This is a genomic window from Ferrovibrio sp. GW821-FHT12F09 (assembly GCF_058806775.1).
In genome coordinates this window covers 2,105,249-2,131,566 of sequence record NZ_JBXAPZ010000001.1, presented here as the reverse complement: position 1 = coordinate 2,131,566, position 26,318 = coordinate 2,105,249, and the positions used below count along the sequence as shown (strand labels likewise).

Below are 26,318 nucleotides of genomic sequence, written 5' to 3'. Positions count from 1 at the left end.
CAAATGCCCTGTGACAAATCCCGAAGTCAGGCCAGCAGGTCGATGAACAGGCCCTGCTGGTCAAGCTGCGCCTTGAGCGCGATGGCCGAGGCCCCCTCCTGGCCCTGCGCACCCTGCAGCAGGGCGGCGGCCTGGGCCATCACATCGGCATTGAGGCTGCCGCTGCTCACCGCCTTCAGCGCGACAAGCTGCGCCTGTTCGGCGCGGGCCAGGCCCGCCAGAGCAACGGAAATACCGGATGCACCCGTAATCGTCGTCATGCCGCAACCCTAGCGGAGGGTGGAATATTCCTCAACCGGGGACTCAACCCCACCCTGCCGCTGGGCTGGCCCGGACGATGGCGCTACACTGCCTGCTATCGATTCTCATCGCATAATCTCCCCATAAATCGACATTGAACGGACCGATGACCGCTCTGCCTCCCAATCCCCTGCTGCCCATCCCGATCGCCCAGTACCGCGAGGGCAATACCGGCGTCCCCTATGCGCACCAGTTCGATTCCGGCCTGCCCGGTCCGCATGTGGCGATCACCGCGCTGGTGCATGGCAACGAGGTCTGCGGCGCCCATGTGCTGGACCTTTTGCTGCGCGAGAAATTCCGCCCGGCCCAAGGCAAGCTGACGCTGATCTTCTGCAACGTCGCCGCCTATACCCGTTTCGATCCCGACGAGCCGGCCGCCTCGCGCTTCATCGACGAGGACATGAACCGCGTCTGGGGCGCCAATGCGCTGGACGGCGACCGCCGCTCCATCGAGCTGGACCGCGCCCGCGAGATCGAGCCGCTGATTGCCGAGGTCGATCTGCTGCTGGACGTGCATTCGATGCAGCAGCCCTCGCCGCCGCTGATGCTGTCGGGTCCGCTGGCCAAGGGCCGCACACTGGCCGCCCAGGTCGGCGTGCCAGCCACCGTGGTGGCCGACCAGGGCCACAAGGCGGGCCTGCGCATGCGCGACTATGGCGGCTTCGGCGATCCCGACAGCGCCAAGAATGCCCTGCTGGTGGAATGCGGCCAGCACTGGGACCAGGCCAGCAAAACCGTGGCGATCGAAACCGTGTTCCGTTTCCTGAAAAGCACCGGCCTGGCCACCGATGCCGACCTGGCCCGCCATGGCGTGACGCCGCGGCCGGCGCAGCCGCAGAAATTCGTCGAGGTGACCGAGGCCGTCACCATCGCCACCGAGAGCTTCGCCTTTGCGCAAGCCTTTACCGGACTGGAAGCGATTCCCGCCGCTGGTACAGTGATCGCCCATGACGGCACGCAGCCCATCGCCACGCCCTATGACGACTGCGTGCTGATCATGCCGACCAAGCGGCTGAAACCGGGCCAGACCGCCGTGCGGCTCGGCCGCTACATCACCGCGTAAATGTTCAGACAGCTCGGCTTCAGCCTGCCTGCTCTGTGCATCGGCGCAGTGGGCGGCGCGGCCTTTCTGTACCTGCGCATGCCGCTGGCCTGGATGCTGGGCAGCATGTTCCTGGTCGGGCTCTGCGCGCTGGCCGGGCTGGACAAGAAAATCCGCATCACCGTCAACCCACTGCTGCGCGCCATCATGATCACGGTGATCGGCGTCATGCTGGGCAGCACCTTCAAGCCCGAAATGATCGAGCGCGCCCGCGAATGGATCGGGCTGATCGTGCTGATGCTGGTCTATATCCCGATCGTCACCGCGATCTGCTACGTGATGTTCCGTCGGCTGGCGCGGCTCGATCCGGTGACCGCCTATTTCTCGGCGGCGCCCGGCGGCCTGCAGGAAATGACCCTGGTGGGGGAACATTACGGCGGCGACGGCCGCAGCATCATCCTGACCCATGCGCTGCGCGTCTTCATCACCGTGATGACCGTGCCGGTGTATTTCCGCTTCGTGGAAAACCTCAACGTGCCGCCGATGGCGCAGGGCCCGCATATGTGGCAGCTGCCATGGCATGAAGGCGCGCTGCTGGTGGCCTGCGGCGTGGTCGGCTGGTATGCGGCGCGCTTCCTGCGCATCCCCGCCGCCCAGCTGGTCGGGCCGATGGTGGTCTCGGCCATCGTGCACCTGTTCGGCTGGTCGCATGCGGCGCCGCCGCCGGAACTGGTCGCCACCGCGCAGGTGGTGATGGGCGCGGCGCTCGGCTGCCGCTTCGTCGGCACGCCGCTAAAAGAGGTCGGCCGCATCGCCACCTATGCCGTGCTCGCCACCTTTGCCATGTTGGCGGTGGCGGTGGTGATGACGGTGTGGTTCGCCGACTGGGCCGGCATCAAGAGCGAGGCGCTGATGCTGGTGCTGTCGCCCGGCGGCATGGCCGAGATGAGCCTGGTGGCGCTCGGCCTCGGCGTCGAGGTCGCCATCGTGGCATCGATGCATATTTTCCGCATCGCCGTGGTGGTGATCGCCGTGCCCTTCGCCTTCCGGCTGCTGGGCCTGAAGGCGAAACCGACGGACTGAGAGCCGGCTTTATCCGGGCTTATCCGAGTCTTATTCGACTCTTATTTGCGCTTATTCGATCCTTATTTGCGCTTATTGGAGTCTTATTCCGGCGTATTCGATCCTTATGCCGGCTTATCCGGTCCTTATGCCGATGAAACGGACCGCCGAGCGTCCTGCCGCACGGCAATGAGGGTTTTCAGACCTAACCCGCTGATCTGTCAGGACCGGCCGGCTGCACAGCGCGCCAAACCGAACCAAGCATTGCCAATCTGAGCCATCCTAGAGCCAAACTTGGCCAAGCCTGGCCATCTGGAACCATCTGCGGCCTTTGCAAGCCAGTCTGAGCTCAGCCTTTTCATACCGGTGTATGGCAATCGCGGGCTGGCGGAGGCTTATGCGAGTCTTATTCCGGCTTATTCGAGTCTTATTCGACTCTGTTCGCGCCGCTTCGTTTGCGTTCTCGGGTGTTCGTTTGGCTTCGCTGGCGTTCGTTTGGCTTCCGGCGCGCCATGCCGACCGATCCGCACAGGACCAAGCCATGACGACCCGGTCGCGCGTACCGGGTTATGCGGGAGCAGATTCACGATGGGCAAGAACGGCAGAGTCTGCTGTCAGGTAAGACTCCGCCCTGCGGCGTCAATGAGATTAAAGAGATTTAATCTTCACGGCACCTTTTTCGTAATCGCCGGCAGGGCGAAATCGAAGTCGCAGCCCTGTTCGGCCTGGGTCACCGTATCGAAATAGAGCCGCTCGTAACCGCGGCGGCCTTCGCCTGAGGGCAGCGGCGGCAGCGCGACGCGGCGCTTTAGTAGCTCGGCCTCGTCCACCAGCAGATCGATGCGGCGGCCTTCGGTGTCGAGCCTGATGCGGTCGCCCGTCTTCACCAGCGCCAGCGGACCGCCGGCGGCAGATTCCGGCGCGATATGCAGCACGATGGTGCCGTAAGCCGTGCCGCTCATGCGCGCGTCCGAGATGCGCACCATGTCTTTCACGCCCTGCTGCGCCAGCTTTTTCGGGATCGGGATATAGCCGGCCTCGGGCATGCCCGGCGCGCCCTTGGGGCCGGCGTTGCGCAGCACCAGGATGTCATCGGGTTTCACATCGAGATCGGCAGAGTCCAGACGCGCGGCCATGTCGGGCAGGCTGTCGAAGACCACGGCGCGGCCTTCATGCTGCAAGAGGCTTTGCGTCGCTGCCGCCTGCTTGATGATGGCGCCGTCGGGCGCGAGGTTGCCGCGCAGCACCGCCATCGCGCCGTTTTTGTACACGGGCGCGGCCATGGTACGGATCACGTCCTGTTTCCAATTGGGCGGCATGGCGTCGATATTCTGGCCCAGCGTCCTGCCGGTGACGGTGAGGCAGTCGCGCTCGATCAGGCTACCCAGCTCGCGCAGGATCGGCGTCAGACCGCCGGCCTTGTGCAGGTCTTCCATGTAATGCTGACCGGTGGGTTTCAGATCGACCAGCACCGGCGTCTCGCGGCCCATTTTGTCGTAGCCTTCGAGGTCGACGGCAATGCCGCTGCGGCCTGCCATGGCCGTCAGATGAATCAGCGCATTGGTGCTGCCGCCGACCGCGAGCAGCACGCGCAGCGCGTTGCGATAGGCCGCCGGCGTCAGGATCTTGTCCGGCGTCAGGCCTTCGGCCGCCATCGCCACGGCGCGCGTGCCGGTCTGTTCAGCCAGACGGCGACGTTCGGCATGCACCGCCGGCACAGCGGCGCCACCGGGCAGCATCATGCCGAGCGCTTCCACCGTGAGCGCCATGGTGGACGCCGTGCCCATCACGCCGCAGGTGCCGATGGTGGGCGCCAGTTCGGAATTGACCTCGTTGATCTCCTGGTCGTTGACCTCGCCGGCGCGGTAGCGCGCCCAGAAGCGGCGGCAGTCCGTGCAGGCGCCGAGCTTCTCGCCGCGCCACGATCCTGCCAGCATAGGTCCTGTCACCAGCATAATGGCCGGCACATTGGCGCTGGCGGCGCCCATGAGAAGCGCCGGCACGGTCTTGTCGCAGCCGCCCATCAGGATCACCGCGTCCATCGGCTGGGCGCGGATCATCTCTTCCGCATCCATCGCCATCAGGTTGCGCAGATACATGCTGGTGGGATTGGCGAAGCTTTCCTGGATCGAGATCACCGGAAACGGCACCGGGATGCCGCCGGCCAGCATGACGCCGCGCGAGGCCGCCTCGATCAGGTCGGGCACATTGCGGTGACAGGCATTGTAGCCCGAGTCCGTATCGACGATGCCGATGATCGGCCGCTCCAGCGCCTCGTCGGTATAGCCCAGCGCCTTGATGAAGGCCTTGCGCAGGAAGACGGAGAAGCCGGCATCGCCGTAATTGGCGAGGTTGCGCTTCATGCCCCGGGCCTGGGCGGCGGCGGGTTTGGCGGCGGGCTTCTTGTCGGACATAGAGTTCACTCCCAGGGACGAGGCTTTTTTGTATCGCGCCGGTAGCCGCTACACCAGCCCTCCCCGTGGCATGATCGCATCCCACAAAGATCGAAAAGATCGTCACCCTCGGGCTTGTCCCGAGGGTCCATCCCATGGCCGTGGCGCGCGGGTTAGCGCCGATGGATCCTCGGAATAAATCCGAGGATGACGGCCTGTGGTGTCCTGTCGAACCGGGCCTGTAGTGACCTTCCTGCCGCGGCTGGAGTTGGCGCCCGGCCCTGCCTATACTCGCGCCGGACACAGCGGGAGATGCGGGCGTTATGGGAGTTCCGGCGGATGCGTGGCGGGCCAGACCGTCGCTGCGCGAGAAATTACGGCTGCTGCGCAAACGCTGGTGGCGCAAATCCTGGTCGCAGTATGGCGAGGATATCAGCCTGCTGACCCTGTTCGACGGCCGCCGCGACGGCATCTATGTCGATGTCGGCTGTTTCCATCCGCGCCGCTATTCCAATACCCGCGCGCTGTACGAGCGCGGCTGGCACGGCGTCAATATCGACATCTCGCCGCGCAAGATCGCGCTGTTCGATTTCGACCGCCCGCGCGACCGCAATGTCTGCTGCGCCGTGACCAAGGAGCCCGGCGAGATCACCGCCTATGTCTTCGGCGACGGCAGCGCGCTCGACACCACCGACAAGGCCGTGGCCGATGAATGGGCCCGGCGGTTCAAGACCAGCTATATCGCCGCCACTGTGCCCTGCCGGCCCTTGCGCGATATCCTGCATGACGCCGGCATCACCCGCGTCGATTACCTGAATATCGATGTGGAAGGCGCCGAGATGGGCGTGCTGGGCGGGCTGGATTTCGACCGCATCGCGCCGGGCTGCATTTCGGTGGAAATCCATGGCGAGATCGCGGCGGCGCTGCAAAGCCCGGTCTATCGTTTCCTTACCGAACGCGGCTATGCGCTGCACTCCTGGGTGCGGCCGACGTTCATTTTCCTGAAGGCGTGAACGCGCCGGCCTAAAGCGGCTTCTGGGCCAGGATGAACAGGCGGCGGAAGGGAAACAGCGTGCGGCCGTCCTCTTCGCGCGGATAGGCCTGGGCAATGCGGGCGCGATAGTCGGCCTCGAAGACGCTGCGCTCGGGTTCCTCCAGGCGATCGAGGAAGGGCTTGAGCGCGCTGCCCTTGGTGAATTCGGCCACCGGATTGGCGCCCGACATCACTTGCAGATATTCGCTCTCCCAGATCTCGAGCGTGGCGCAGTGCTGCTGCAGGATGCGCCAGTAAACCGCCGGCTCGGCCACCGGATAACGCCGCAGATGCGGCTCCAGCCGCGACCGCCAGGGCCCGAGCTCAATCGTGTCGGTGATGCAGGTATGGGATTTGGCGCCGTGGTTGCGCGGCATCTGCACCGCCAGCCAGCCGCCGGGTTTCAGCCCCTGCAGCAGGCCGGGGAACAGCGTCTCGTGATCGCCGAGCCATTGCAGTGCCGCGTTGCTGTAGATCAGGTCGACCGGCGCGTCGGGCTGCCAGGCGGCGATATCGGCTTCAATGAAGCGCGCGGTCGGATAATCGGCCTGCGCCTTGGCCAGCATGGTGGCTGAAGCATCGACGCCGGTGAGCTGGGCCTGCGGCCAGCGCTGCCGCAGCAGCGGCGTCAGGTTGCCGGGACCGCAGCCGAGATCGACCACCCGCATTTCCGCATGGAGGTCAGGCGCCGCCAGCGGCACGCGGGCCAGCAGGTCGAGTGCGGGGCGCAGCCGCTCGCCGGCGAATTTCAGGTATTGCGTCGGGTCCCAGGACATGATTACCAAGGCTACCCGAGGAAACGAAACCGGCAAGGCGATTTGTTATGAATTCTTCTCAAGACCGGCGCGATTACGCTCAACAGGCCTTCGACGCGCCGCTGGAGCTGACCGGCATGGCTGTCCAGCCTGAGCACATAGATGCCAACGGCCATATGAATGTCGGCTATTACAACGTGATCTTCGACCAGGCGCTGGACAGGTTCTTCACGCCCTTCGATCTCGACTGGTCCTATGTGCAGCGCACCAATCTCTCCACCTTCGTGCTGGAGACCCATGTCTGTTACCTGCAGGAGGTGCTGGAGGGCGATCGTTTACGCTTCACCTTCCAGCTGCTGGATTTCGACGCCAAGCGCATCCATTACTTCATGCAGATGCATCACGCCGAGAAGGGCTATCTGGCGGCGACGAGCGAGCAGATCCTGGTGCATGTGGATCTGGCGACGCGGCGCTCCAGTCCCTTCCTGCCCGAACACCAGACCTTGTTCGCCAACATGCTGGCCGGCCATGCCAAACTGCCGAAACCGCGCCAGGCCGGCAAAAGCATCGGCATGACGAAGAAACCATAAATCGTCATCCCGGCCGCAGCGAAGCGGAGAGCCGGGATCCCATTTTTGAAGGCCAAAACAAATGGGACCCCGGGTCATGCCCAGGGTGACGGCTTTGGCGTCTTACGCCCCGATCTTGATCTCGACTTCCACGAAGGCCATCGCGGCCTTGCCGGCGTTGATCACGTCATGGGCCACGCCCTTGGGGCGCGAATAGCTGCCGCCGGCCTGCATCTCGATCAGGCTTTCGCTGCCATCCTGGGCAATGATCTTCATCATGGCGTCGGTCAGGTAGGTCACCGTGTAGGGATACTGGTGCACATGGAAACCGGTGGCAGCGCCGGGCGCGAAATCCCAGCGCGTGATGCGCACGCGCTCGTCGTCGGCCTGCTGGGTCGGGGTGGCTGATCCGGTCGCCTGGCACATGGGGGCTCTCCTGTTTTCGCTGCGCCGATCCTAGGCCGTGGCGGCAGAACCGGACAAGCGCGGAATTGTCACGCTGCAATCCGCAGCAAACAGAAAAGCCGTCACTCTCGGAATAAACCCAAGGATGACGGTCTATTGTGAGGCCTAGTCCTGCTGTTTCTTGCGCAGGGCCGCGCGCAGCGGCCGCCCCTGCGCGATCGCCTTCAGCATGCCGCGGAAGGTATGGACCTCCTGGCTGGCCAGCGGCACGCGCTGCAAAGCCGAGCGCAGGTTGCGCAGGATGGCGCCACGCTTGGGCTCGACATTGTGGAAGAAGGCGGATTTGTCCAGCTCGTCGGCCAGATGGTCGAACAGGCCCTGCAGCTCTTCCTGGGTGGCGAAACCGCCGCGCACGGTGTCGAGCCGGCTCGGCGCGGTGTCGTCGTTTGCCGTGAACCATTCATAGCCGAGCAGCAGCACGGCCTGGGCGAGGTTCAATGACGAGAAGCCGGGATTGAGCGGCACGCTGATGCCGACATGAGCCAACGCCACATCCTCGTTATCCAGTCCGGTGCGTTCGCGGCCGAACAGAATCCCGACGCGGAAGCCATCACGCTCCTCGGCGCGCATGCGGGCGGCGGCCTCGCGCGGCGTGACCACCTCTTTCATCATGTCGCGATGGCGCGCCGTGGTGGCATAGATGCGATGAAGATCGGCCACCGCCTCGGCGGTGCTTTTGAACACGCTGACCGCATCCAGCACCGGATCGGCCTTGCTGGCCAGCACATAGGCGGCCGGGTTGGGCCAGCCGTCGCGCGGATTGACCAGGCGCAGTTCGGTGATGCCGCAGTTCAGCATGGCACGGGCGGCGGCGCCGATATTCTCACCGAGCTGCGGCTCGACCAGCACCACCACCGGTCCGCGCCGTAGCGGCCCCGGCGGCGCGAATTTCCCGAGCTTGGGTCTGTTGGTCGGCATTACTTGGAAGGCTGGGCGCCGTCGCGCAGCAGCTTCCACTGGATCGAATCCATCAGCGCCACAAAGGCCGCGTCGATGATGTTGGGCGAGACGCCGACGGTGAACCAGCGATTGCCCTGGCCATCGGTGCTTTCGATCATCACCCGCGTGGTCGCATCGGTGCCGCCATTGAGGATACGCACCTTGAAATCGGCCAGCCGCAGGTCGTCGATATAGCTCTGGTAGCGGCCAAGGTCCTTGCGCAGCGCCTGGTCGAGCGCATTGACCGGGCCGTTGCCTTCGGCCACCGAGAACAGCGTCTGGCCATCGACATCCAGCTTCACCGTGGCTTCCGAGATGGTCACCAGTTCGGCGCGGGCATTGAAGCGGCGCTCGACCTGGACGCGGAAGCTGCGGATCTTGAAAAAGTCAGGCATCTGGCCGAGCGTGCGGCGCGCCAGGATTTCGAAACTCGCCTCGGCGCCGTCGTAGGAATAGCCCTGGGCCTCGCGCTGCTTCACATCCTCCAGCAGCGCATTCAGCCGGCTGTCATTCGGATCGTAGGCGATGCCGGCCTCGGTCAGCCGCACCAGCAGATTCGAGCGGCCGGCCTGGTCGGAGATCAGGATCTGGCGCTTGTTGCCCACGCTTTCCGGCGGCACATGCTCGTAGGTGCGCGGGTCTTTCATCACCGCCGAGACATGCAGGCCGCCTTTATGCGCGAAGGCCGAGGCGCCCACGTAAGCCGCATGGCGGTTCGGCGCGCGGTTGAGCAGCTCGTCCAGCGTGCGCGAGGTGGCGGTCAGATGGGTCAGGTCCTGTTCGCTCAGGCCGATATCGACATGGTCGGCGAACCAGGGCTTGAGCATCAGCGAGGGAATCAGCGCGATGAGGTTGGCATTGCCGCAGCGCTCGCCCAGGCCGTTCAGCGTGCCCTGCACCTGGCGCACGCCGGCTTTCACGGCGGCCAGCGTGTTGGCCACGGCATTTTCGGTGTCGTTATGGGTATGCACGCCAAGGCGCGAGCCGTCGCCGAGTTTCTGCACGACTTCACTGACGATGCGTTCGACTTCCCAGGGCATGGTGCCGCCATTGGTGTCGCAGAGCACGGCCCAGCGCGCACCGGCGTCCAGCGCCGCCTTCAGGCAGTCAAAGGCGAACTTTGGATTGGCCTTGTAACCATCGAAGAAATGCTCGGCATCGAACATCGCCTCGCCGAATTTCTTATGCGCCGCCGCGATGCTGTCGGAGATCAGTTCGATATTCTCGGAAAGCGGAATGCCGAGCGCCACATCGACCTGGAAATCCCAGCTCTTGCCCACCAGGCAGGCGGAATCGGCGCTGGCATTGAGGATCGCAGCGAGGCCGGGATCGTTGTCGGTCGAGCGGCCCGGCCGCCGGGTCATGCCGAAGGCGACGAATTTGGCGCGCTTCAGTTCCGGCTTGGTGGCGAAGAATTCGGAATCGGTGGGATTGGCGCCGGGCCAGCCGCCCTCGATATAGGCGACGCCGAGCCGGTCCAGCGCCCTGGCGATGACGCGCTTGTCCTCGACCGAGAAGTCGACGCCCTGCGTCTGCGCCCCGTCGCGCAGCGTCGTGTCGAAGAGATAAACCCGGTCCTTGCTCACGTCAGACTCCCGTCAGCCGCTTGACGACGCGATCCCGTCCGATCAGCGGCAGCAGCGGCGCCATTTCAGGCCCCTTGTCGCGCCCGGTCAAGGCCAGGCGCAGCGGATGGAACAGACCCTTACCCTTGGCGCCGGTCTTGGCGGAAATTGCAGCCGTCCAGGCCTTCCAGGTGGCGGCGTCCCAGGGCTCGGCCGGCAGGGTCTCGGCGGCGGCAGCGATCACGGCCGCATCCTCGATCACCGGACTGATCTCGCCAGCGACGACGGGCCACCAGTCGGCGGCCTCGGCCAGCCGGCCGATATTACCACGGATGGCGAGCCAGAAGCTTTCCGTGGCGCCAGGCGGCAGGCGGTCGCGCAGGGCGGCGAAATCCATCGCATGCAGGATTTTCGCGTTCAGCAGGTCGAGTTCATGGGGATCGAGCCGGGCCGGTGCGCGGCTGAAGCGCGTCAGGTCGAAGTCCGCGACCAAGGCCTGGTTGTCGTGCTGCGGCTCCACCGGATCGGCCGAGCCCAGACGGGCCAGCAGGGAATTCAGCGCCATCGGTTCGTAGCCCTGCTCGCGCAGGTCGGCCAGCGACAGCGAACCGATGCGTTTGGACAGGCCGCCGCCTTCGGCATCGAGCAGCAGCGAGAAATGCCCGAAGACCGGCACGGCATAGCCCAGCGCCTCGAACAACTGGATCTGCGACGCCGAGTTGGTGACGTGATCCTCGCCGCGGATGATATGGGTGATGCCAAGGTCGCCGTCATCGACCACCGAGGAGAGCGTGTAGAGCGGATAGCCGTCCGAGCGCACCAGCACCGGATCGCTCAAGCTCGCCGTATCGATCTCGACGCGGCCATGGATCAGGTCGTCCCAGCCGGTGACGCGATGCTCCAGCTTGAAGCGCCAGTGCGGCTTGCGGCCCTCGGCTTCCAGCTTCGCGCGGTCGTCGTCGGTGAGTTTCAATGCGGCGCGGTTATAGACCGGCGGCTTCTTCTGGCTGAGCTGCACCTTGCGGCGCAGGTCGAGTTCTTCCGCCGTCTCATAGCAGGGATAGAGCCGGCCGCTGCTTTTCAGTTTTTCCGTCGCCGCCGTGTACAGCGCGAAACGGTCCGACTGTTTCGCATAACGGTCCCAGTCGAGCCCAAGCCAGCGCAGGTCGGTCTCGATACCTTTGGCAAACTCATCGGTCGAGCGCGCGGTGTCGGTATCGTCCAGCCGCAGCAGGAAGCTGCCGCCGGATTTCCGCGCGAACAGCCAGTTCAGCAGCGCGCCGCGCGCGTTGCCGACATGCAGCCGGCCCGTGGGGCTCGGCGCGAAACGGACGGCAACCGGGCTCATTTATTCTGATCCCGGAAGGCGTTGGTAATCGGATAGCGGCGGCCGCGGCCGAAATTGCGCGCGGTCAGGTTGACGCCGGGCGGTGCCTGCCGGCGCTTGTATTCGGCGATATACAGCAGATGCTGGATGCGGCGCACGACGTCTTCGGGCTGGCCTTTGGCGACGATCTCGCGGACCGGCATCTCCTTTTCCACCAGCATTTCCAGGATGGCGTCGAGCTGCTCATACGGCGGCAGGCTGTCCTGGTCGAGCTGGTTGTCGCGCAGTTCCGCCGTCGGCGGCCGCTCGATGATCGCCGGCGGAATCACCACGCCGGCCGGGCCCAGGCTGTTCAGCGGCCGGTTGGCGTTGCGCCAGTGCGACAGCTCGTAGACCGTCATCTTGTAGACGTCTTTTAGCACGCTGTAGCCGCCGCACATGTCACCATAGAGCGTGGCATAGCCGACCGACATCTCGGACTTGTTGCCGGTGGTCAGCACCATATGGCCGAACTTGTTCGACAGCGCCATCAGCGTGACGCCGCGGATGCGCGACTGCAGGTTCTCTTCGGTAATATCGGGCTTGGTGCCCTTGAAGGCCGGGCCGAGCATGCATTCGAAAGCGCCGAAGGCCGGCTCGATCGGGATGGTCTCGTAGGGCACGCCCAAAGCTTTGGCGCAATCGGCGGCATCGTCCAGGCTGCGCTGCGAGGTGTATTTCGACGGCAGCATCACGCAGCGCACACGATCCGGCCCCAGCGCATCGACGGCGACGGCGGCCGAGATGGCGGAATCGATGCCGCCCGAGAGGCCGAGCACCACGCCGGGGAAACGGTTGCGGTTCACATAGTCGCGCAGGCCTTCCACCATGGCCTGGTAGATGCTGGGCAGGCGCTCCATCGGCTTTTCGACCCTGCCCGGTTCGCAGACCCAGCCGTCGTTGCCGCGATGCCATTCGCTGACCGTAAAGTCGTCGATGAATTCCGGCTGGCGGATGGGCAGGCTGTGATCGGCATTGACGACAAAGCCGCCGCCATCGAAGACCAGTTCGTCCTGGCCGCCGGTGCGGTTGACATAGAGCAGCGGCAGGCCGGTCTCGACCACGCGCGCCACCACCAGCGGCAGGCGCTGGTTCCATTTGTCGGTCTCAAACGGCGAGCCGTTCGGCACGACGAGAATCTCGGCGCCGGTCTCGGCCAGGCATTCCGACACATCGGGCAGCCACATGTCTTCGCAGATCATCACGCCCAGCCGCACGCCACGGAAGACGATGGGACCCGGCAGAGGCCCGGCGGTGAAATGGCGCTTCTCGTCGAAGACGCCGTAATTGGGCAGTTCGTGCTTGTGCCGCACGGCGGCGATCTGGCCGCCCTCGAGCAACAGGGCGGAATTGTAGAGATTGCCGTTCTCGCGCCAGGGCGAGGTGACCAGCACGGCCGGGCCGCCATCGGCGGTCTGCACGGCCAGCTCGCGCACGGCGGCCTCGCAGGCCTCCTGCACCGAGGGACGCAGCACCAGGTCTTCCGGCGGATAGCCGATGATCACCAGCTCGGGCAGGACGACCAGATCGGCCCGGGCCTCGGCGGCGCGCGCACGCGCCTGCTCGACCAGCCTGCGGTTGCCGGGAATGTCGCCCACGGCCGGATTGACCTGGGCCATGGCGATGCGGAGACGGTCTAGCGGGGCGGCGGACATGGTGTTTATGGCTTTCAGGACCGATACTTAACCCTACGGCAGGCTTATCTCAAGCCGGGCGCCAGTTTACAGTGGCCGCCAAGGGATTAGATAGCCCGTACAGACGCCAGGGAGGCCTCAATGTCCGCGAAAAATACTCAAGTTCTGATGAAACAGCACCCCAAGGGCGCCGTCACCGAGGCCGATTTCGAGATCGTCCAGCGCGACATCCCGAAACCCGGTCTGGACCAGGTTCTGATCCGCAACGTCTATCTCTCGCTCGACCCCTATATGCGCGGCCGCATGGATGCCGTGCGCAGTTACGCGGCGCATCTCAATCCGGGCGACATGATGGGCGGCGGCACGGTCGGCCAGGTGATCGAGAGCAATGTCGAGAAGCTGCCGGTTGGCACCTATGTGAACGGCATGCTGGGCTGGCAGGGCTATGCGGTGGCCAAGGCCAACGAACTGCGCGTGCTCGATCCCAAGGTGGCGCCAATCTCGACCGCGCTGGGCGTGCTGGGCATGCCGGGCTGCACGGCGCATTACGGCCTGATGGAAATCGGCGCGCCCAAGGCGGGCGAGACCGTCGTCGTCTCGGCCGCTTCCGGCGCGGTCGGCGCCGTGGTCGGCCAGGTCGCCAAGATCAAGGGCTGCCGCGTGGTCGGCATCGCCGGCGGCAAGGACAAATGCGATTACGTGGTCAAGGAACTCGGCTTCGACGCCTGCATCGACTACAAGGCGCCCGACATGCAGGCCGCCTTCAAGGCCGCCACGCCGGATCGCGTCGATGTGTATTTCGAGAATGTCGGCGGTGAAATCATGGAAATGGTGTTCAACCGCCTGAACGGCTTTGCCCGCGTCGCCATCTGCGGCCTGATCTCGCAGTATAACGGCCAGCCCTACCCCTTCACCGGCATGCGCCACATTCTCGTAAACCGTGCAAAGGTGCAGGGCTTCATCATCTCCGAGCATATGCCCTACTGGCCCGGCGCGATCACGGAGATGGCCGGCTGGATCAAGCAGGGCAAGCTGAAATACAAGGAAGACATCGCCGAAGGGCTGGAGAATGCGCCCAAGGCTTTCATCGGGCTGCTCTCGGGCAAGAATTTCGGCAAGCAGCTGGTGCGCATCGCCCCGGAATCCCTGTAATCTTGCTGCCAAGCGTTTTTGAAAAAAGCCGTTTCGCGGAGGAAAATCCATGTTCAATCGTCGCCAGTTCATCGAACTCGCGGGTAGCGCCGCCGCCGTTGCGCTGCTGCCGCGGTTTGCGTTTGGTCAGGTCTGGAATCCGGGCAAGCCGGTCACCGTCGTCGTGCCCTATCCGGCCGGCGGACCGACCGACAGCCTCGCCCGCCTGGTCAGCCAGGAAATGGCCAAGGAGCTGGGCCAGACCATCGTGGTGGAAAACGTGCCCGGCGGCGCTGGCGCCATAGGATCTTTGCGCGTGGCGCGCGGCCCGGCCGACGGCAGCGTGCTGATTGCCACCACCAACCAGACCCATGCCACCAATATCTCGCTGCTGCCCAATGGCGGCGGCTACGATCCGGTGAAGGACTTCGCCCCCATCGCCCTGCTGGCCGACCTACAACATATCCTGGTAGTGAAGAACGACCTGCCGGTGAAGTCCGTGGCCGAGCTGCTGGCGCTGGCGAAGAAAGACCCCGGCAAGATCAACTGCGGCTCGACCGGTCAGGGTTCGGCCTCGCATCTGACGCTCGAGCTGTTCAAGTCCAAGGCTGGCGTCAACATGACCCATGTGCCTTACAAGGGTTCGGCGCCGCTACTGCAGGACCTGCTGGGTGGCCATGTGGATTGCAGCTTCGCGACGACTCCCACGGTGCTGGGCCAGATCCAGGCCGGCAAGCTGCGCGCGATTGCAGTCGCCTCGCCCAAGCGCTCGCCGCATCTTCCTGAATTGCCGACCATTGCGGAAGCCGGCGTGAAGGGCGTGGAGGCCGATGCCTGGCTCGGCTTCTTCGCGCCCGCCGGCGTGCCGGAAGCCGGCCTCGCCCGCTATCGCCAACTGGTGCTCAACGTCATGAAGAGCGATGCGGTGCGCGCCACCTTCATGAGCCAGGGCATGGCGGTGAATGTGAAGGACCACACCGCCTTTGCCGCCTTCCTGCAGGACGACATCAAGCGCTGGGCGGAAGTTATCAAGACCGCAGATGTGAAGCCGGAATAACCGGCTCACCCTGCAGAACCGACAGCGCCGCCGGGAGCAATTCCGGCGGCGTTTTTCATAGGCGGGCCGACCGGCTTGCGCCTAGGATGGCGGCAAGAAACTGCCCCGGAGGAAACCCATGACCGTCTGGCCCGACCGACGCATTCTGGATCTATTCGGCATCGACCTGCCGATCCTGCAGGCGCCGATGGCCGGCGCCAGCACGCCGCAGATGGCGATTGCCGTCTGCGAGGCCGGCGGGCTGGGCGCGATGCCCTGCGCCATGCTGAGCCATGAGCAGGCGCGCACGGCGCTCGACATCATCCGCCAGGCCACGAGCAAACCGCTCAACCTGAATTTCTTCTGCCACACGCCGGCGGCACCGGACCCGGCGCGGCTGCAGGCCTGGCGCGCCAGGCTGGCGCCCTATTACCGCGAATTCGGTCTGGATACGGAAGCACCGCTGCCGGCGACCGGGCGCGCGCCGTTCGACGATGCCTTCTGCCAGCTGGTCGAACGCTACAGGCCGGAAGTCGTGAGTTTCCATTTCGGCCTGCCGCCGCAGCCGCTGCTGGACCGCGTGAAGGCCACCGGCGCGAAAGTGATCGCCTCGGCGACCACGGTGGAGGAAGCCGTCTGGCTGGAACAGCAGGGCTGCGACGCGATCATCGCCATGGGACTGGAAGCCGGCGGCCATCGCGGCAATTTCCTCTCCATGGACATGTCGCAGCAGATCGGGCTGTTCGCGCTGCTGCCGCAGGTGGTGGATGCCGTGCGGGTGCCGGTGATCGCCGCCGGCGGCATCAGCGATGCGCGCGGCATCGTCGCCGCCCTGGCGCTGGGCGCATCGGCCGTGCAGATCGGCACGGCCTACCTGCTCAGCCCGGAAGCCACCATCGCGCCCTATCACAAGGCCGCGCTGAAGAGTGCGCCGAGCGACGCCACCGCGCTGACCAACCTGTTCACCGGCCGGCCGGCGCGCGGCATCATGAACCGGCTGATGCGCGAACAGGGTCCGCTGTCGCCCGATGCACCGGCCTTCCCCACCGCCGGCAGCGCGCTGGCGCCGATCCGGGCCAAGCTGGAGCCGGCCGGCAATGGCGAGTTCAGCAACCAGTGGTCGGGCCAGGCGGCGCGGCTGGCCGTGGAACTGCCGGCCGGCGAGCTGACCCGCAGGCTGGCAGCAGAAGCGCTGGCGAAACTGGGACGCAGGTGACTGGCAAGGCCGTCATTTCTATTTATCCCGTCATCCCCGCGAAAGCGGGAATCCAGAGCTACAAGCTCAGGCGGTTGCCCTGGGTTCCCGCTTACGCGGGATCGACGATTGATGAATGACCTGTGGTCTCAGCGCCGCAGCAGGAACTCGCGGCCGACCTTGACGCTGGGCGCGCCGTCATAGGCGACGATATCGGCGGTGGCATAGGTCTCCACCCAGCTATCGGGCAGATACGAGCCGGTGCCGACAATATCGATCGGTGCCGAGACGCTGGCCATCACCTTGCACTTCGCCGCGTTGAAACCGCTTGAGGCCACGATCTTCACGTTGAAGAAGCCGGCGCGGTCGAGCGTCGAGCGCATGTGATAGATGGCCGCAGCCGAGACGCCGGTGCCGACCAGCCAGCGCAGCTCATGCTCGGTGCGGTACTGGCGGATGGCGTTGGGCACATGGCGTTCCAGCACGGCGTAAGACGCCTGCGGATCGAGGCCTTCGATATAGCGGCCGCCATGGGTATCAAGGCGAACAGCAAGGCGGCCTTCATTGGCAGCCTCGGGGAAGCGGTTGCACACCGCCAGCGCGTCGGTGACTTCCTGGCCGTAATAGTCGACCAGCACGGTCATCTGCTCGCCGGGGAAAGTCTCGGCATAAAGCTCGGCAGCGCGCAGGGTCGAGCCGGCATAGCCGATCAGGGCATGCGGCATGGTGCCGAAGCCCTTCTCGTTGCCGAAATAATGCGCCGTCGCATCGGTGGCATTGCCGATGAAGCCGGCGGCGCCGACATCGCGCCGCGCCGCCTTGCCGCCGACCGAGGCGGCATAGGCCATCATCTCGGCCATCTCGGCGCCGGCGCAATGGCGCGCATCCATGGCGAGGAAGCGCACATTGGGCAGATCGCAGCACATGGAATAGGCGTTGTAGGCGGCGACGCAGGTGGCGCCCAGCTTCTGCAGGTAGATGGTTTCCAGATCGACCAGCTGCGCCATCGCGCCAGTCAGATACAGCAGCGGCTCGCCGGCGCCGACCCAGGTGCCTTCCTCATGCAGCAGCTCGATGCCGAATTTCACGCCGCGGGCCGCCGCCACCTTCTCAAGCCATTCGACAACCAGTCTCGGGCAGAAGATGACAGGCCTGCGCATGAAGACCGCATAGGTGACGGTCTTGTCGCCGGTCTGCTGGACGATTTCCTTGGTCTTCTTGAAATAGGTGTCGGTATGCGCCGCGATCTGGCGCTCCAGCTCGGCCGCCTGGGCCGGCGGCACGAGCTGGGTCACATCAGAGGCCTTGGTCTCAGGCTTGTGCGGCATGGCGCTGGCTGCCCCGGTTCATGCGTTCGAGCTTCAGCATCTCGGCAATCAGGAAAGCCAGTTCCAGCGACTGCGAGGCATTGAGCCGCGGGTCGCAATGGGTGTGGTAGCGGCTGGACAGGTCGTCGTCGCCGATCGCCTGGGCACCGCCCATGCATTCGGTGACGTCCTGTCCGGTCAGCTCCAGATGGATGCCGCCGGCATGGGTGCCTTCGGCGAGATGGACTTCGAAGAACTGGCGCACTTCCGACAGGATGCGGTCGAACGGCCGCGTCTTGTAGCCCGAGGTGGAGGTGAGCGTGTTGCCGTGCATCGGGTCGCAGGACCAGACCACGCTGCGGCCTTCCTGCGCGACCTTGCGCACCAGCGCCGGCAGATGCTTCTGCACCTTCTCATGGCCCATACGGGCGATGAGGGTGAGACGGCCGGGCCGGTTCTGCGGGTTCAGGATATCGATCAGGCGGATCAGCTCGTCCGGATCGGACGTCGGGCCGCATTTCAGGCCGATGGGATTCAGCACGCCGCGCAGGAATTCCACATGGGCGCCATCGAGCTGGCGGGTGCGGTCGCCGATCCACAGCATATGCGCCGAGGTATCGACCCATTCGCCCGAGGTCGAGTCCACGCGGGTCATCGCCTGCTCGTAGCCGAGCAGCAGGGCCTCGTGGCTGGTGTAGAAATCGACGGTGCGCATTTCCGGCGTGCGCTCCGGCGTGATGCCGCAGGCTTCCATGAAATCCAGCGTCTCGGTGATGCGGGCCGCCACATCCTGCCAGCGTTCGGCTTCCGGGCTTTTCGCCACGAAGCCGAGATTCCAGCCGTGCACGCGATGCAGGTCGGCATAGCCGCCCGAGGCGAAGGCGCGCAGCAGGTTCAGGGTCGCGGCGGCCTGGCTGTAGGCCTGCACCTGACGCATCGGATCCGGCACGCGGTTGGCGGTGTCGAAATCCATGCCGTTGATGATGTCGCCGCGATAGCTCGGCAGCTCGACATCGCCGCGCTTCTCGGTGTCGGACGAACGTGGCTTGGCGAACTGGCCGGCCAGACGGCCGACCTTCACCACCGGCAGCGCCGCGCCGAAGGTGAGGACGACAGCCATCTGCAACAGGACGCGGAAGGTGTCGCGGATATTGTTGGCGCTGAATTCGGCAAAGCTCTCGGCGCAGTCGCCGCCCTGCAGCAGGAAGGCGCGGCCCTCGGCCACCTTGGCCAGGCCGGCGGTCAGATTGCGTGCCTCGCCGGCGAAGACCAGCGGCGGATATTTCGACAGCTTCTCCTCAGCAGCGGCCAAAGCGGCTGCATCGGGGTAATCCGGCACCTGCCGGATCGGTTTGCTGCGCCAGCTATCCGGCGACCATTTCCGCGCACTCATGGGGTCCTCAGGGGCTAACTGCTTCGTAGGCTTACAACTTTTGGATCAGGCTAGAATAGAGCCCGGGGCGACGCTTTTCCAGCCGCCCGCGCGAAGACCGGGTATTTCACAGCCAAAGCAAGGCCATCCGGGCGGAAAGCCCAGATGCGGCAAGCCTTTGCCGGGCCGGATTCAGGCCCGGAGATCAGGCCGGCTGCGGGTCCCTGGGCTTGAGCGGCCTGGCCGGATTGCCGGCCACGGTGCTGTGGGCGGCCACATCCTTGACCACCACGGAGGCCATGCCGACCAGGGCGCTCTCACCGATCTTGATATAGGGCCGGATCGCCGCGGCGCCGCCAATGAAGGCGTTGCGGCCGATCTTGACGAAGCCCAGCACGGTGATGCCCGACGACAGCGTGGCGAAATCGCCCACCGAGGAGTGATGGTTGATGACGGTGTTCTGCAGGATGATGACATGGTCGCCGATGGTGGCCTCGGCGCAGATCACGCTGTTGGCCATGATCGCAGTGCCGGCGCCGACCTTGCAGTTCGGCGAGACGGTGGCGGTCGGGTGGATGATGGTCTCGTATTTCGCCGCCGGAATCTTGGCGCGCTTGTTCACATCGGGCTTCTTGGTGTAGCTCGCGGCGCTGGCGATGCCGTTGATGAACTGGCAGTCGCCGAACTTGTGCGCATCGGCGATCTTGCCCAGCACCGGATAGCCCAGCACCTTTTTGCCCTTGTTGGCCGGAATGTCGTCGAGGAAGCCGCGCAGGTCGTAGACCTGGCCGCGGAGTGAACGACGGTTGATCTCATCGACGGCGTCGAGGATCGACAGCGAATTGCCGCCGGCGCCCAGGATGACTAACGGAATCGGTTTCATGCTGCGCCCGCCTCGGGTTTTTTCAGGTCTGTCAGAATCTGCATGAAGCGCCGCCCCATGCCATCGGAATCGGTGAGGTAGCGGCGATAATACGCATTGCCCGCCGCCCCCACCGCCTTGCGGAAATCAGGCTCGCGCGCCAGCCGGCCGGCGGTGGCGACATAGTCGTCGGCATCCTGCGCATAAAGCAAGGGCGCGCGGCCGTCATCGCCCGGTGACAGCAGCCGGCGAATCTCGTCGGCCGCTGCGCCGCCCTGCTGCAGGGGGCGCAGGAAATGCATGCCATACTGGGTTTCCGGCGCGGCATAGGACAGGAAGGCCGTCCCCGCCTCCAGCGCCTGGATGCCGGTGAGGCCGCAGCCGAAAGGAAAGCTTTCAAGAAAGACATCGAGCACGCGGGCGTACATGGGTGTATCGACCCAGCCGACGAAATGGCAGCGGTCGGCCACGCCGGCCTGGTCGAAATGACCCTGGATGGCCTGCAGCCGCTCGCGCCCGGTCCACAGGAAGCCGGCCTGCGGATTCTCACGCAGGATGCGCACCACCGCATCGAGGAAGGGCACGGCATTCATCTTCTCGGTGCGCGCCAGCGTGCCGAACAGCACATCATGCTGGGCGAAGCGTGCCCGTGTTGTCGCCACCTTGGCCGGATCGACCGCGCCCGACGGCTTCGACATCATGAAGGGCACGACATCCCAAGTTTCGCCGTGCTGCACACGCGTTTGCTCCGACCAGGCGCCATAGGTGATGAAGCCGTCGATTTCGGGAATCTGGAAGGGATGGAATTTCAGCGTCCAGAACACCTGCACCGGCGCCAGCTTCATTGCCATCGCATAGGGCGCCGTGGCCGGCGCCGAGACCCAGACGAAATGGCTGACGCCTTCGGCGTCCATATGCCGCCGCAACCACTGCATCTTGGCGGCAAAGCCTTTCGGCGCATCCGGCTGGCGGTCGATATTGACGATCTGCGCGCCGGTCTGCTGCACCAGCGCATCCAGTTTGTCGGCGCCGCCTTCGAGGACATAAACGATGGGCGCGTCATGCCAGGGCAGGCCCTGGGGGCGATGCTTCAGCAGTTCGAGCATCGCCTCGGTATGACCCAGCACATGTTCGGCATAAAGCAGGAAGGCAGTGCGCCAGGGCTTTGCCGCGCTCGGCGCCCAGAGCGGACGCGGCAGGGCAGCATCCTGCTGGCGGCGGCCGAAGTCTGCCGTCGGACCGAGCCAGGACTGGAAGCAGGCCCGCGCATGGGCCTCGGTCTCGATCTTCTTGACGAAGCGGTTGTAGAGCATGAGCTGCAGGCTGGCGACCAGATCGGGCGTGGCACGGCCGAGCTGGATTCCCTGCGCCATCAGCTGCACCAGATGGTCGCGCACCTTGGCCGCCTGCTCATGTTCGCCGTAATCATGCGCCAGCCCGCCGAGCGTGAGCAGCGCATCCAGATTGCCCGGCTGCCGGTTCACGGCATCGACGGCGGCAGCCAGATCGGGCGGCAGGTTTGGCTGGGTCATCGGCGGCAGGCGGAATCAGGGGACACTATCATCCGGCGACCATGCCCGGACGGCCTAAAAAAAGCCTTAACCCTGCGCCGGCTCTGTCGGTTTTGCGCTCATGATGCCGCGATACTTGCGCTGCACCGGCCAGACATGCGGCACCAGCTTCTGCCGCTCGGCCAGCAGCAGGATGGCGCTGTCGGGTGGCGGCGTGAAGCGGTTCACCGGTTCGAGCCTGGTGGTCTTGTAGCCGATGCGCGGATTGCCGGTCACGCCCAGCAAGGTGTCGATGCGGAAGCCGTTGTCGCCCAGATAATCGGGATAGACGGTGGGCGAGAAATTCCAGAAGCCGTGATTGGTGCGGGTCAGCGGTGCCGAATGCACCAGATAGCCGCCCGTGGCCACCGCATCGCAGACATTGCGGAAAGCCTGTCCGACATTGAAGCAATGCTCGCAGGTGCCCGGATCGATCACGATATCGAACCGGCCGCGCATGTCTTCGGGCAGCGGTTCGTTCAGGTCGACGATGCGTTCCATGCCGCGATGCACAGCCACATCGGAAACCACCACATCGACGCCGAGCGCGTTGAACAAACTGATCGAGTCATAGAACGGCCCGGTCCAGACATCTGACAGGCCGTGCCATTTGAGAATCCTGGCCGCATCGGTGCGCACGCCAAGGCCGGCCACCAGCACCGGATCGAACATCTTCTGCAGGATGTCCTGCGGCACCAGCAGGTCGGGATAGCCGAAGGTCAGCGCCTGCAGCCTTGCCTCCGCGCCAAGCCGGGCGCGGCGATGCTGCATGGCCTGGGTCGCCAGGGCGAGCGAGAGATAGGTCAGCGCCATGGTCGCAGCGGATCAGATGCTGAAGATCTTGCCCGGATTCATCAGGTTGTCGGGATCGAGCGCCTTCTTGATGGCGCGCATCACCGCCACCGCCTCGCCATGCTCGGCAGTCAGATACTTCATCTTACCGCGGCCGATGCCGTGCTCGCCGGTGCAGGTGCCTTCCATGCGGAGCGCGCGATGCACCAGGCGCTCGCTGAAGGCTTCGACGGTCTCGACTTCCTTGGCATTGCTGCGGTCGACCACCACCGAGAGATGGAAGTTGCCGTCGCCGACATGGCCGACCAGCGGCGCCGTCAGCCCGGTCTTCACCACGTCTTCCTTGGTTTCCAGAATGCATTCGGTCAGGCGCGAAATCGGCACGCAGACATCGGTGGCCATGATCTCGCAGCCCTTGCGCAGGGCCTTGCAGGCATAGGCCGCATTGTGGCGTGCCTCCCACATCTTGGCGCGCTCTTCCGCCTTGGTCGCCCACCGGAAGCCTTCGCCGCCATGTTCGGAGGCAATGCCCTGCACCATCTCGGCCTGCTCGGCCACACCGGCTTCGGAGCCGTGGAATTCCAGCATCAGCATATTCTGCACCGGCAGATCGAGCTTGGAATACTTGTTGATCGCATCGGCCTGCACGTCATCCAGCAGTTCGATGCGGGCGACCGGAATGCCGGCCTGGATGGTCTGGATCACGCTGTTGACCGCGCCTTCCAGGGTGGCGAACGAACAGGTGGCCGCCGCCATCGCCTCGGGGATACCGTACAGCTTCACGGTGATTTCGGTGATGATGCCGAGCGTACCTTCCGAGCCGACATACAGCCGCGTCAGGTCGTAGCCGGCGGCCGACTTCTTGGCGCGCTTCGATGTGCGGATGATGCGGCCATCGGCGGTCACCACCGTCAGCGCCAGCACATTCTCGCGCATGGTGCCGTAGCGCACGGCATTGGTGCCGCTGGCGCGGGTGGAGACCATGCCGCCGATCGAGGCATCGGCGCCCGGATCGATCGGGAAGAACAGGCCGGTGTCGCGCAGGTATTCGTTGAGCTGCTTGCGGCGCACGCCAGGCTGCACGACAACGTCCAGGTCTTCGGCATTGACCTTCAGCACCTGGTTCATCTGCATGAGGTCGACGGTGACGCCACCCTGCACAGCGGTGACATGGCCTTCCAGCGAGGTGCCGGCGCCATAGGGAATGATCGGCAGGCCATGGGCGGCGCAGATCTTCACGACCTCGGCCACCTCTTCGGTGTTGCGCGGGAACACCACCGCATCGGGTGGCAGCGGCGTCGCCCAGGACTCGTCGCGGCCATGCTGGTCGCGCACCGCCTGGGCCGTGCTGAACCGGTCGCCCAGAAGCTGCTTCAGCGCGGCAAGCGCCGCTTCAGTGGCGGCGGGGGTCAGACGAGGCTGGGCGGCAGCAACGGGGGCCATGGCGTATTCTCCTTGGAATACCAATAGAGGTAGCGCTTTGTCGCACCCATAGCAATTGGCGGACCATGGCCGGCGGGCCGCAGAATACGCAGGCTTATGCTGCACTGCATGGGCGGCGGGGTGGTCAGCCCTCCCCGCTTACGCTATGTAGGCGGCATGTCCGCCGACCCCTTCGATCTCTCCGGATTCGAGCCGGAAAATAGTCCTGAACCGAATGACCCGGTGACCGCCGCAGCGATGCCGGCGCCCGACTGGCTGACCAAGCTGAACGAAGCCCAGAGCGAGGCGGCCAATCATCTGGATGGGCCGTTACTGGTGCTGGCTGGCGCCGGCACCGGCAAAACCCGCGTGCTAGTCTCGCGGCTGGCGCATATCCTGTATCGCCGGCTGGCCTGGCCGAGCCAAATCCTGGCCGTCACCTTCACCAACAAGGCCGCCCGCGAAATGCGCGAGCGCGTGGAAAAGCTGGTCGGCAATGCGGTCGAGGGCCTGTGGCTCGGCACCTTCCACGGCATCTGCAACCGCATCCTGCGCCGCCATGCCGAGCTGGTGGGCCTGAAGCCGAATTTCACCATCCTGGACGACGACGACCAGCTGCGGCTGCTCAAGCAGCTGATCGAGGCAGAAGGCCTGGATGACAAGCAGCTGCCGCCGCGCATGCTGAAAGGCCAGTTCGACCGCTGGAAGGATCGCGGCTATGTGCCGGGCAAGATTCCCGAGAGCGAGACCGGGTTTGCCGAGGGCCGCGGCGCCAAGCTTTACGCCTTCTACTGCCAGCGCCTGCTGCAGCTCAATGCCTGCGACTTCGGCGACCTGCTGCTGCATAACCTGACGTTGTTCCGCGAGCATGCCGAGGTGCTGCAGAAATACCAGCACCAGTTCCGCTACATCCTGGTGGACGAATACCAGGACACCAACGTGGCGCAGTATCTGTGGCTGCGGCTGCTGGCGCAGACGCACAAGAATATCTGCTGCGTCGGCGACGACGACCAGTCGATCTATGGCTGGCGCGGCGCCGAGGTCGGCAACATCCTGCGCTTCGAGCAGGATTTCCCCGGCGCAAAAATCGTGCGGCTGGAACGCAACTACCGCTCGACGCCGCATATCCTCGGCGCCGCATCTGGCCTGATCGCCCATAACGAAAGCCGGCTGGGCAAGACGCTGTGGACCGACCTGAACGAGGGCGAGAAGGTCGTCGTGCAGGGCGTATGGGACGGCGACGAGGAAGCCCGGCTGGTGGGCGAGGAAATCGAAACGCTGGAACGTGCCAAGGTGTCGCTGAACCAGATGGCGATCCTGGTGCGCGCCGGCCACCAGACCCGCGCGTTTGAGGAACGCTTCCTCACCATCGGCGTGAAATACCGCGTGGTGGGCGGTCTGCGGTTTTACGAGCGCCGCGAAATCCGCGATGCCATCGCTTACCTGCGCGTGCTGATGCAGCCCGATGACGATCTGGCCTTCGAGCGCATCGTCAACCTGCCCAAGCGCGGCCTGGGCGAAAGCACCATGCAGACCCTGCACAAGCTGGCGCGCGCGGCGCAGAAATCCCTGACCGCCACGCTGCAGGACCTGCTGCAGACCGACGAGATCAAGCCCAAGCAGCGCAACACGCTGCGCAAGCTGCTGGAGGATTTCGAACGCTGGCGCCGGCAGGCCGCCGAGCTGCCCCATACGGAAGTGGCGCAGATCGTGCTGGAAGAATCCGGCTATATCCAGATGTGGCAGGACGACAAGTCGCCCGAGGCACCCGGCCGGCTGGAAAACCTGAAAGAGCTGATCGGCGCGCTCGGCGAATTCGAGAATTTTGCCGGCTTCCTCGATCACGTTGCGCTGGTGATGGACACCGAGAATAACGAAGACGCCGAGATGGTCAGTCTGATGACCCTGCATGCGGCGAAGGGCCTGGAATTCGACCATGTCTTCCTGCCCGGCTGGGAGGAAGAGCTGTTTCCCAGCCGCCGCTCGCTGGAAAACAACGGCGTCGCCGGCCTGGAGGAAGAACGTCGCCTCGCCTATGTCGGCCTGACCCGCGCCCGCAAGCGCGCGCAGATCACCTTTGCCGCCAACCGCCGCATCTACAATCAATGGACCAGTGCGATCCCGTCGCGCTTCCTGGATGAGCTGCCGCGCGAGCATGTCGATCAGCGTGCTCAGCCCGGCCTCTATCGCGGCGCCCAGGGCATTGGCTATATCGGCGGCGGCTTTAGCGAAGAGGCCGCGGCCACGCGCAGCAGCTACCAGGGCACCAGCTGGGATTTCTCGCGCAAGAAGACGCCCAACATGATCAAGGGCGGTGTGATCGAAGGCCGGGCCCGCCGCATCAGCGACGACGACGTGGTGCAGCGCAGCCCCGATGACACCGGCTTCAATGTTGGCGACCGCGTCTTCCATCTGAAATTCGGCTACGGCAAGATCCGCAGCATGGATGGCAACAAGCTGGTGGTCGGCTTCGAAAAGGCCGGCGAGAAGCGCGTCATCTCCTCCTTCGTCGAGAAAGCCTGACCGCC

The 26,318-nt window shown here is 65.0% G+C and carries 22 protein-coding genes; 8 read left to right on the top strand and 14 right to left on the bottom strand.

Annotated features, from left to right (window positions below; translation table 11 throughout):
- Window positions 1–26: 26 nt before the first annotated feature.
- Complete coding sequence (locus AC1ROB_RS10535) at window positions 27–260, bottom strand: hypothetical protein (protein ID WP_492971222.1); 234 nt, start codon at window positions 258–260, stop codon at window positions 27–29.
- Between the two features lie 146 nt (window positions 261–406).
- Here AC1ROB_RS10535 and AC1ROB_RS10530 point away from each other — a divergent pair, with 146 nt between their 5' ends.
- Together AC1ROB_RS10530 and AC1ROB_RS10525 are read left to right on the top strand one after the other, a co-directional pair.
- Window positions 407–1,363 carry a M14 family metallopeptidase gene (locus AC1ROB_RS10530; RefSeq protein WP_492971223.1) on the top strand — a complete coding sequence of 319 codons (957 nt, stop codon included), beginning with the start codon at window positions 407–409 and terminating at the stop codon, window positions 1,361–1,363.
- The gene (locus tag AC1ROB_RS10525) at window positions 1,364–2,425 is read left to right on the top strand and encodes an AbrB family transcriptional regulator (protein WP_492971224.1); all 1,062 of its coding nucleotides are present in this window, start codon (window positions 1,364–1,366) and stop codon (window positions 2,423–2,425) included.
- A 644-nt stretch (window positions 2,426–3,069) separates the two neighbouring features.
- On the opposite strand, the gene AC1ROB_RS10520 is transcribed toward AC1ROB_RS10525, so the two are convergent.
- Window positions 3,070–4,818, bottom strand: a complete 1,749-nt coding sequence (locus tag AC1ROB_RS10520; protein WP_492971225.1) for an IlvD/Edd family dehydratase — start codon at window positions 4,816–4,818, stop codon at window positions 3,070–3,072.
- 302 nt (window positions 4,819–5,120) lie between these two features.
- Here AC1ROB_RS10520 and AC1ROB_RS10515 point away from each other — a divergent pair, with 302 nt between their 5' ends.
- Window positions 5,121–5,810: an FkbM family methyltransferase gene (locus AC1ROB_RS10515; RefSeq protein ID WP_492971226.1), complete on the top strand. Its 690-nt coding sequence runs from the start codon at window positions 5,121–5,123 to the stop codon at window positions 5,808–5,810.
- A gap of 10 nt (window positions 5,811–5,820) precedes the next feature.
- On the opposite strand, the gene AC1ROB_RS10510 is transcribed toward AC1ROB_RS10515, so the two are convergent.
- Window positions 5,821–6,606 (bottom strand): methyltransferase domain-containing protein, encoded by a 786-nt coding sequence (locus AC1ROB_RS10510; RefSeq protein WP_492971227.1) that lies wholly within the window; start codon window positions 6,604–6,606, stop codon window positions 5,821–5,823.
- A gap of 47 nt (window positions 6,607–6,653) precedes the next feature.
- Here AC1ROB_RS10510 and AC1ROB_RS10505 point away from each other — a divergent pair, with 47 nt between their 5' ends.
- The gene (locus AC1ROB_RS10505; protein WP_492971228.1) at window positions 6,654–7,175 is read left to right on the top strand and encodes a thioesterase family protein; all 522 of its coding nucleotides are present in this window, start codon (window positions 6,654–6,656) and stop codon (window positions 7,173–7,175) included.
- Window positions 7,176–7,277: 102 nt separating this feature from the next.
- On the opposite strand, the gene AC1ROB_RS10500 is transcribed toward AC1ROB_RS10505, so the two are convergent.
- The 5 genes from AC1ROB_RS10500 to AC1ROB_RS10480 all read right to left on the bottom strand — a co-directional run bounded on the left by AC1ROB_RS10500 (window position 7,278) and on the right by AC1ROB_RS10480 (window position 13,144).
- On the bottom strand, window positions 7,278–7,580 hold the full coding sequence (locus AC1ROB_RS10500; RefSeq protein ID WP_492971229.1) for a cupin domain-containing protein: 303 nt from the start codon (window positions 7,578–7,580) through the stop codon (window positions 7,278–7,280).
- A 144-nt stretch (window positions 7,581–7,724) separates the two neighbouring features.
- The gene (locus AC1ROB_RS10495; protein ID WP_492971230.1) at window positions 7,725–8,537 is read right to left on the bottom strand and encodes an RNA methyltransferase; all 813 of its coding nucleotides are present in this window, start codon (window positions 8,535–8,537) and stop codon (window positions 7,725–7,727) included.
- Entirely contained in the window at window positions 8,537–10,144 is a 1,608-nt protein-coding gene (gene cimA, locus AC1ROB_RS10490; RefSeq protein ID WP_492971232.1) for a citramalate synthase, read from the bottom strand. The genes AC1ROB_RS10495 and cimA overlap by 1 nt, the downstream gene beginning before the upstream one ends.
- A 1-nt stretch (window position 10,145) precedes the next feature.
- On the bottom strand, window positions 10,146–11,471 hold the full coding sequence (gene gltX, locus AC1ROB_RS10485; RefSeq protein WP_492971233.1) for a glutamate--tRNA ligase: 1,326 nt from the start codon (window positions 11,469–11,471) through the stop codon (window positions 10,146–10,148).
- The gene (locus AC1ROB_RS10480) at window positions 11,468–13,144 is read right to left on the bottom strand and encodes an NAD+ synthase (protein WP_492971234.1); all 1,677 of its coding nucleotides are present in this window, start codon (window positions 13,142–13,144) and stop codon (window positions 11,468–11,470) included. Before AC1ROB_RS10480 ends, gltX begins: the two co-directional genes overlap by 4 nt.
- A 120-nt stretch (window positions 13,145–13,264) precedes the next feature.
- Between AC1ROB_RS10480 and curA the strand changes: the two genes are divergently transcribed.
- From curA to AC1ROB_RS10465, 3 genes are all read left to right on the top strand, one after another.
- Window positions 13,265–14,275 (top strand): NADPH-dependent curcumin/dihydrocurcumin reductase, encoded by a 1,011-nt coding sequence (gene curA / locus AC1ROB_RS10475; RefSeq protein WP_492971235.1) that lies wholly within the window; start codon window positions 13,265–13,267, stop codon window positions 14,273–14,275.
- A gap of 49 nt (window positions 14,276–14,324) precedes the next feature.
- Window positions 14,325–15,311: a Bug family tripartite tricarboxylate transporter substrate binding protein gene (locus tag AC1ROB_RS10470; RefSeq protein WP_492971236.1), complete on the top strand. Its 987-nt coding sequence runs from the start codon at window positions 14,325–14,327 to the stop codon at window positions 15,309–15,311.
- A gap of 118 nt (window positions 15,312–15,429) precedes the next feature.
- On the top strand, window positions 15,430–16,506 hold the full coding sequence (locus AC1ROB_RS10465) for an NAD(P)H-dependent flavin oxidoreductase (RefSeq protein ID WP_492971237.1): 1,077 nt from the start codon (window positions 15,430–15,432) through the stop codon (window positions 16,504–16,506).
- 128 nt (window positions 16,507–16,634) lie between these two features.
- On the opposite strand, the gene AC1ROB_RS10460 is transcribed toward AC1ROB_RS10465, so the two are convergent.
- The 6 genes from AC1ROB_RS10460 to AC1ROB_RS10435 form a co-directional block, all read right to left on the bottom strand.
- Window positions 16,635–17,813: a nicotinate phosphoribosyltransferase gene (locus tag AC1ROB_RS10460; protein WP_492971238.1), complete on the bottom strand. Its 1,179-nt coding sequence runs from the start codon at window positions 17,811–17,813 to the stop codon at window positions 16,635–16,637.
- Entirely contained in the window at window positions 17,797–19,185 is a 1,389-nt protein-coding gene (locus tag AC1ROB_RS10455) for a class II 3-deoxy-7-phosphoheptulonate synthase (protein ID WP_492971239.1), read from the bottom strand. The genes AC1ROB_RS10460 and AC1ROB_RS10455 overlap by 17 nt, the downstream gene beginning before the upstream one ends.
- A gap of 184 nt (window positions 19,186–19,369) precedes the next feature.
- A complete protein-coding gene (locus tag AC1ROB_RS10450) occupies window positions 19,370–20,047 on the bottom strand; it encodes an acetyltransferase (RefSeq protein ID WP_492971240.1) in 678 nt (225 codons plus the stop codon).
- A complete protein-coding gene (locus tag AC1ROB_RS10445; protein ID WP_492971241.1) occupies window positions 20,044–21,558 on the bottom strand; it encodes a glycosyltransferase in 1,515 nt (504 codons plus the stop codon). Before AC1ROB_RS10445 ends, AC1ROB_RS10450 begins: the two co-directional genes overlap by 4 nt.
- Window positions 21,559–21,624: 66 nt before the next feature.
- Entirely contained in the window at window positions 21,625–22,389 is a 765-nt protein-coding gene (locus tag AC1ROB_RS10440) for a hypothetical protein (protein WP_492971242.1), read from the bottom strand.
- Between the two features lie 12 nt (window positions 22,390–22,401).
- On the bottom strand, window positions 22,402–23,811 hold the full coding sequence (locus AC1ROB_RS10435) for an FAD-binding oxidoreductase (protein WP_492971243.1): 1,410 nt from the start codon (window positions 23,809–23,811) through the stop codon (window positions 22,402–22,404).
- Window positions 23,812–23,967: 156 nt separating this feature from the next.
- Between AC1ROB_RS10435 and AC1ROB_RS10430 the strand changes: the two genes are divergently transcribed.
- A complete protein-coding gene (locus AC1ROB_RS10430) occupies window positions 23,968–26,313 on the top strand; it encodes an ATP-dependent helicase (RefSeq protein WP_492971244.1) in 2,346 nt (781 codons plus the stop codon).
- Window positions 26,314–26,318 lie beyond the last annotated feature (5 nt).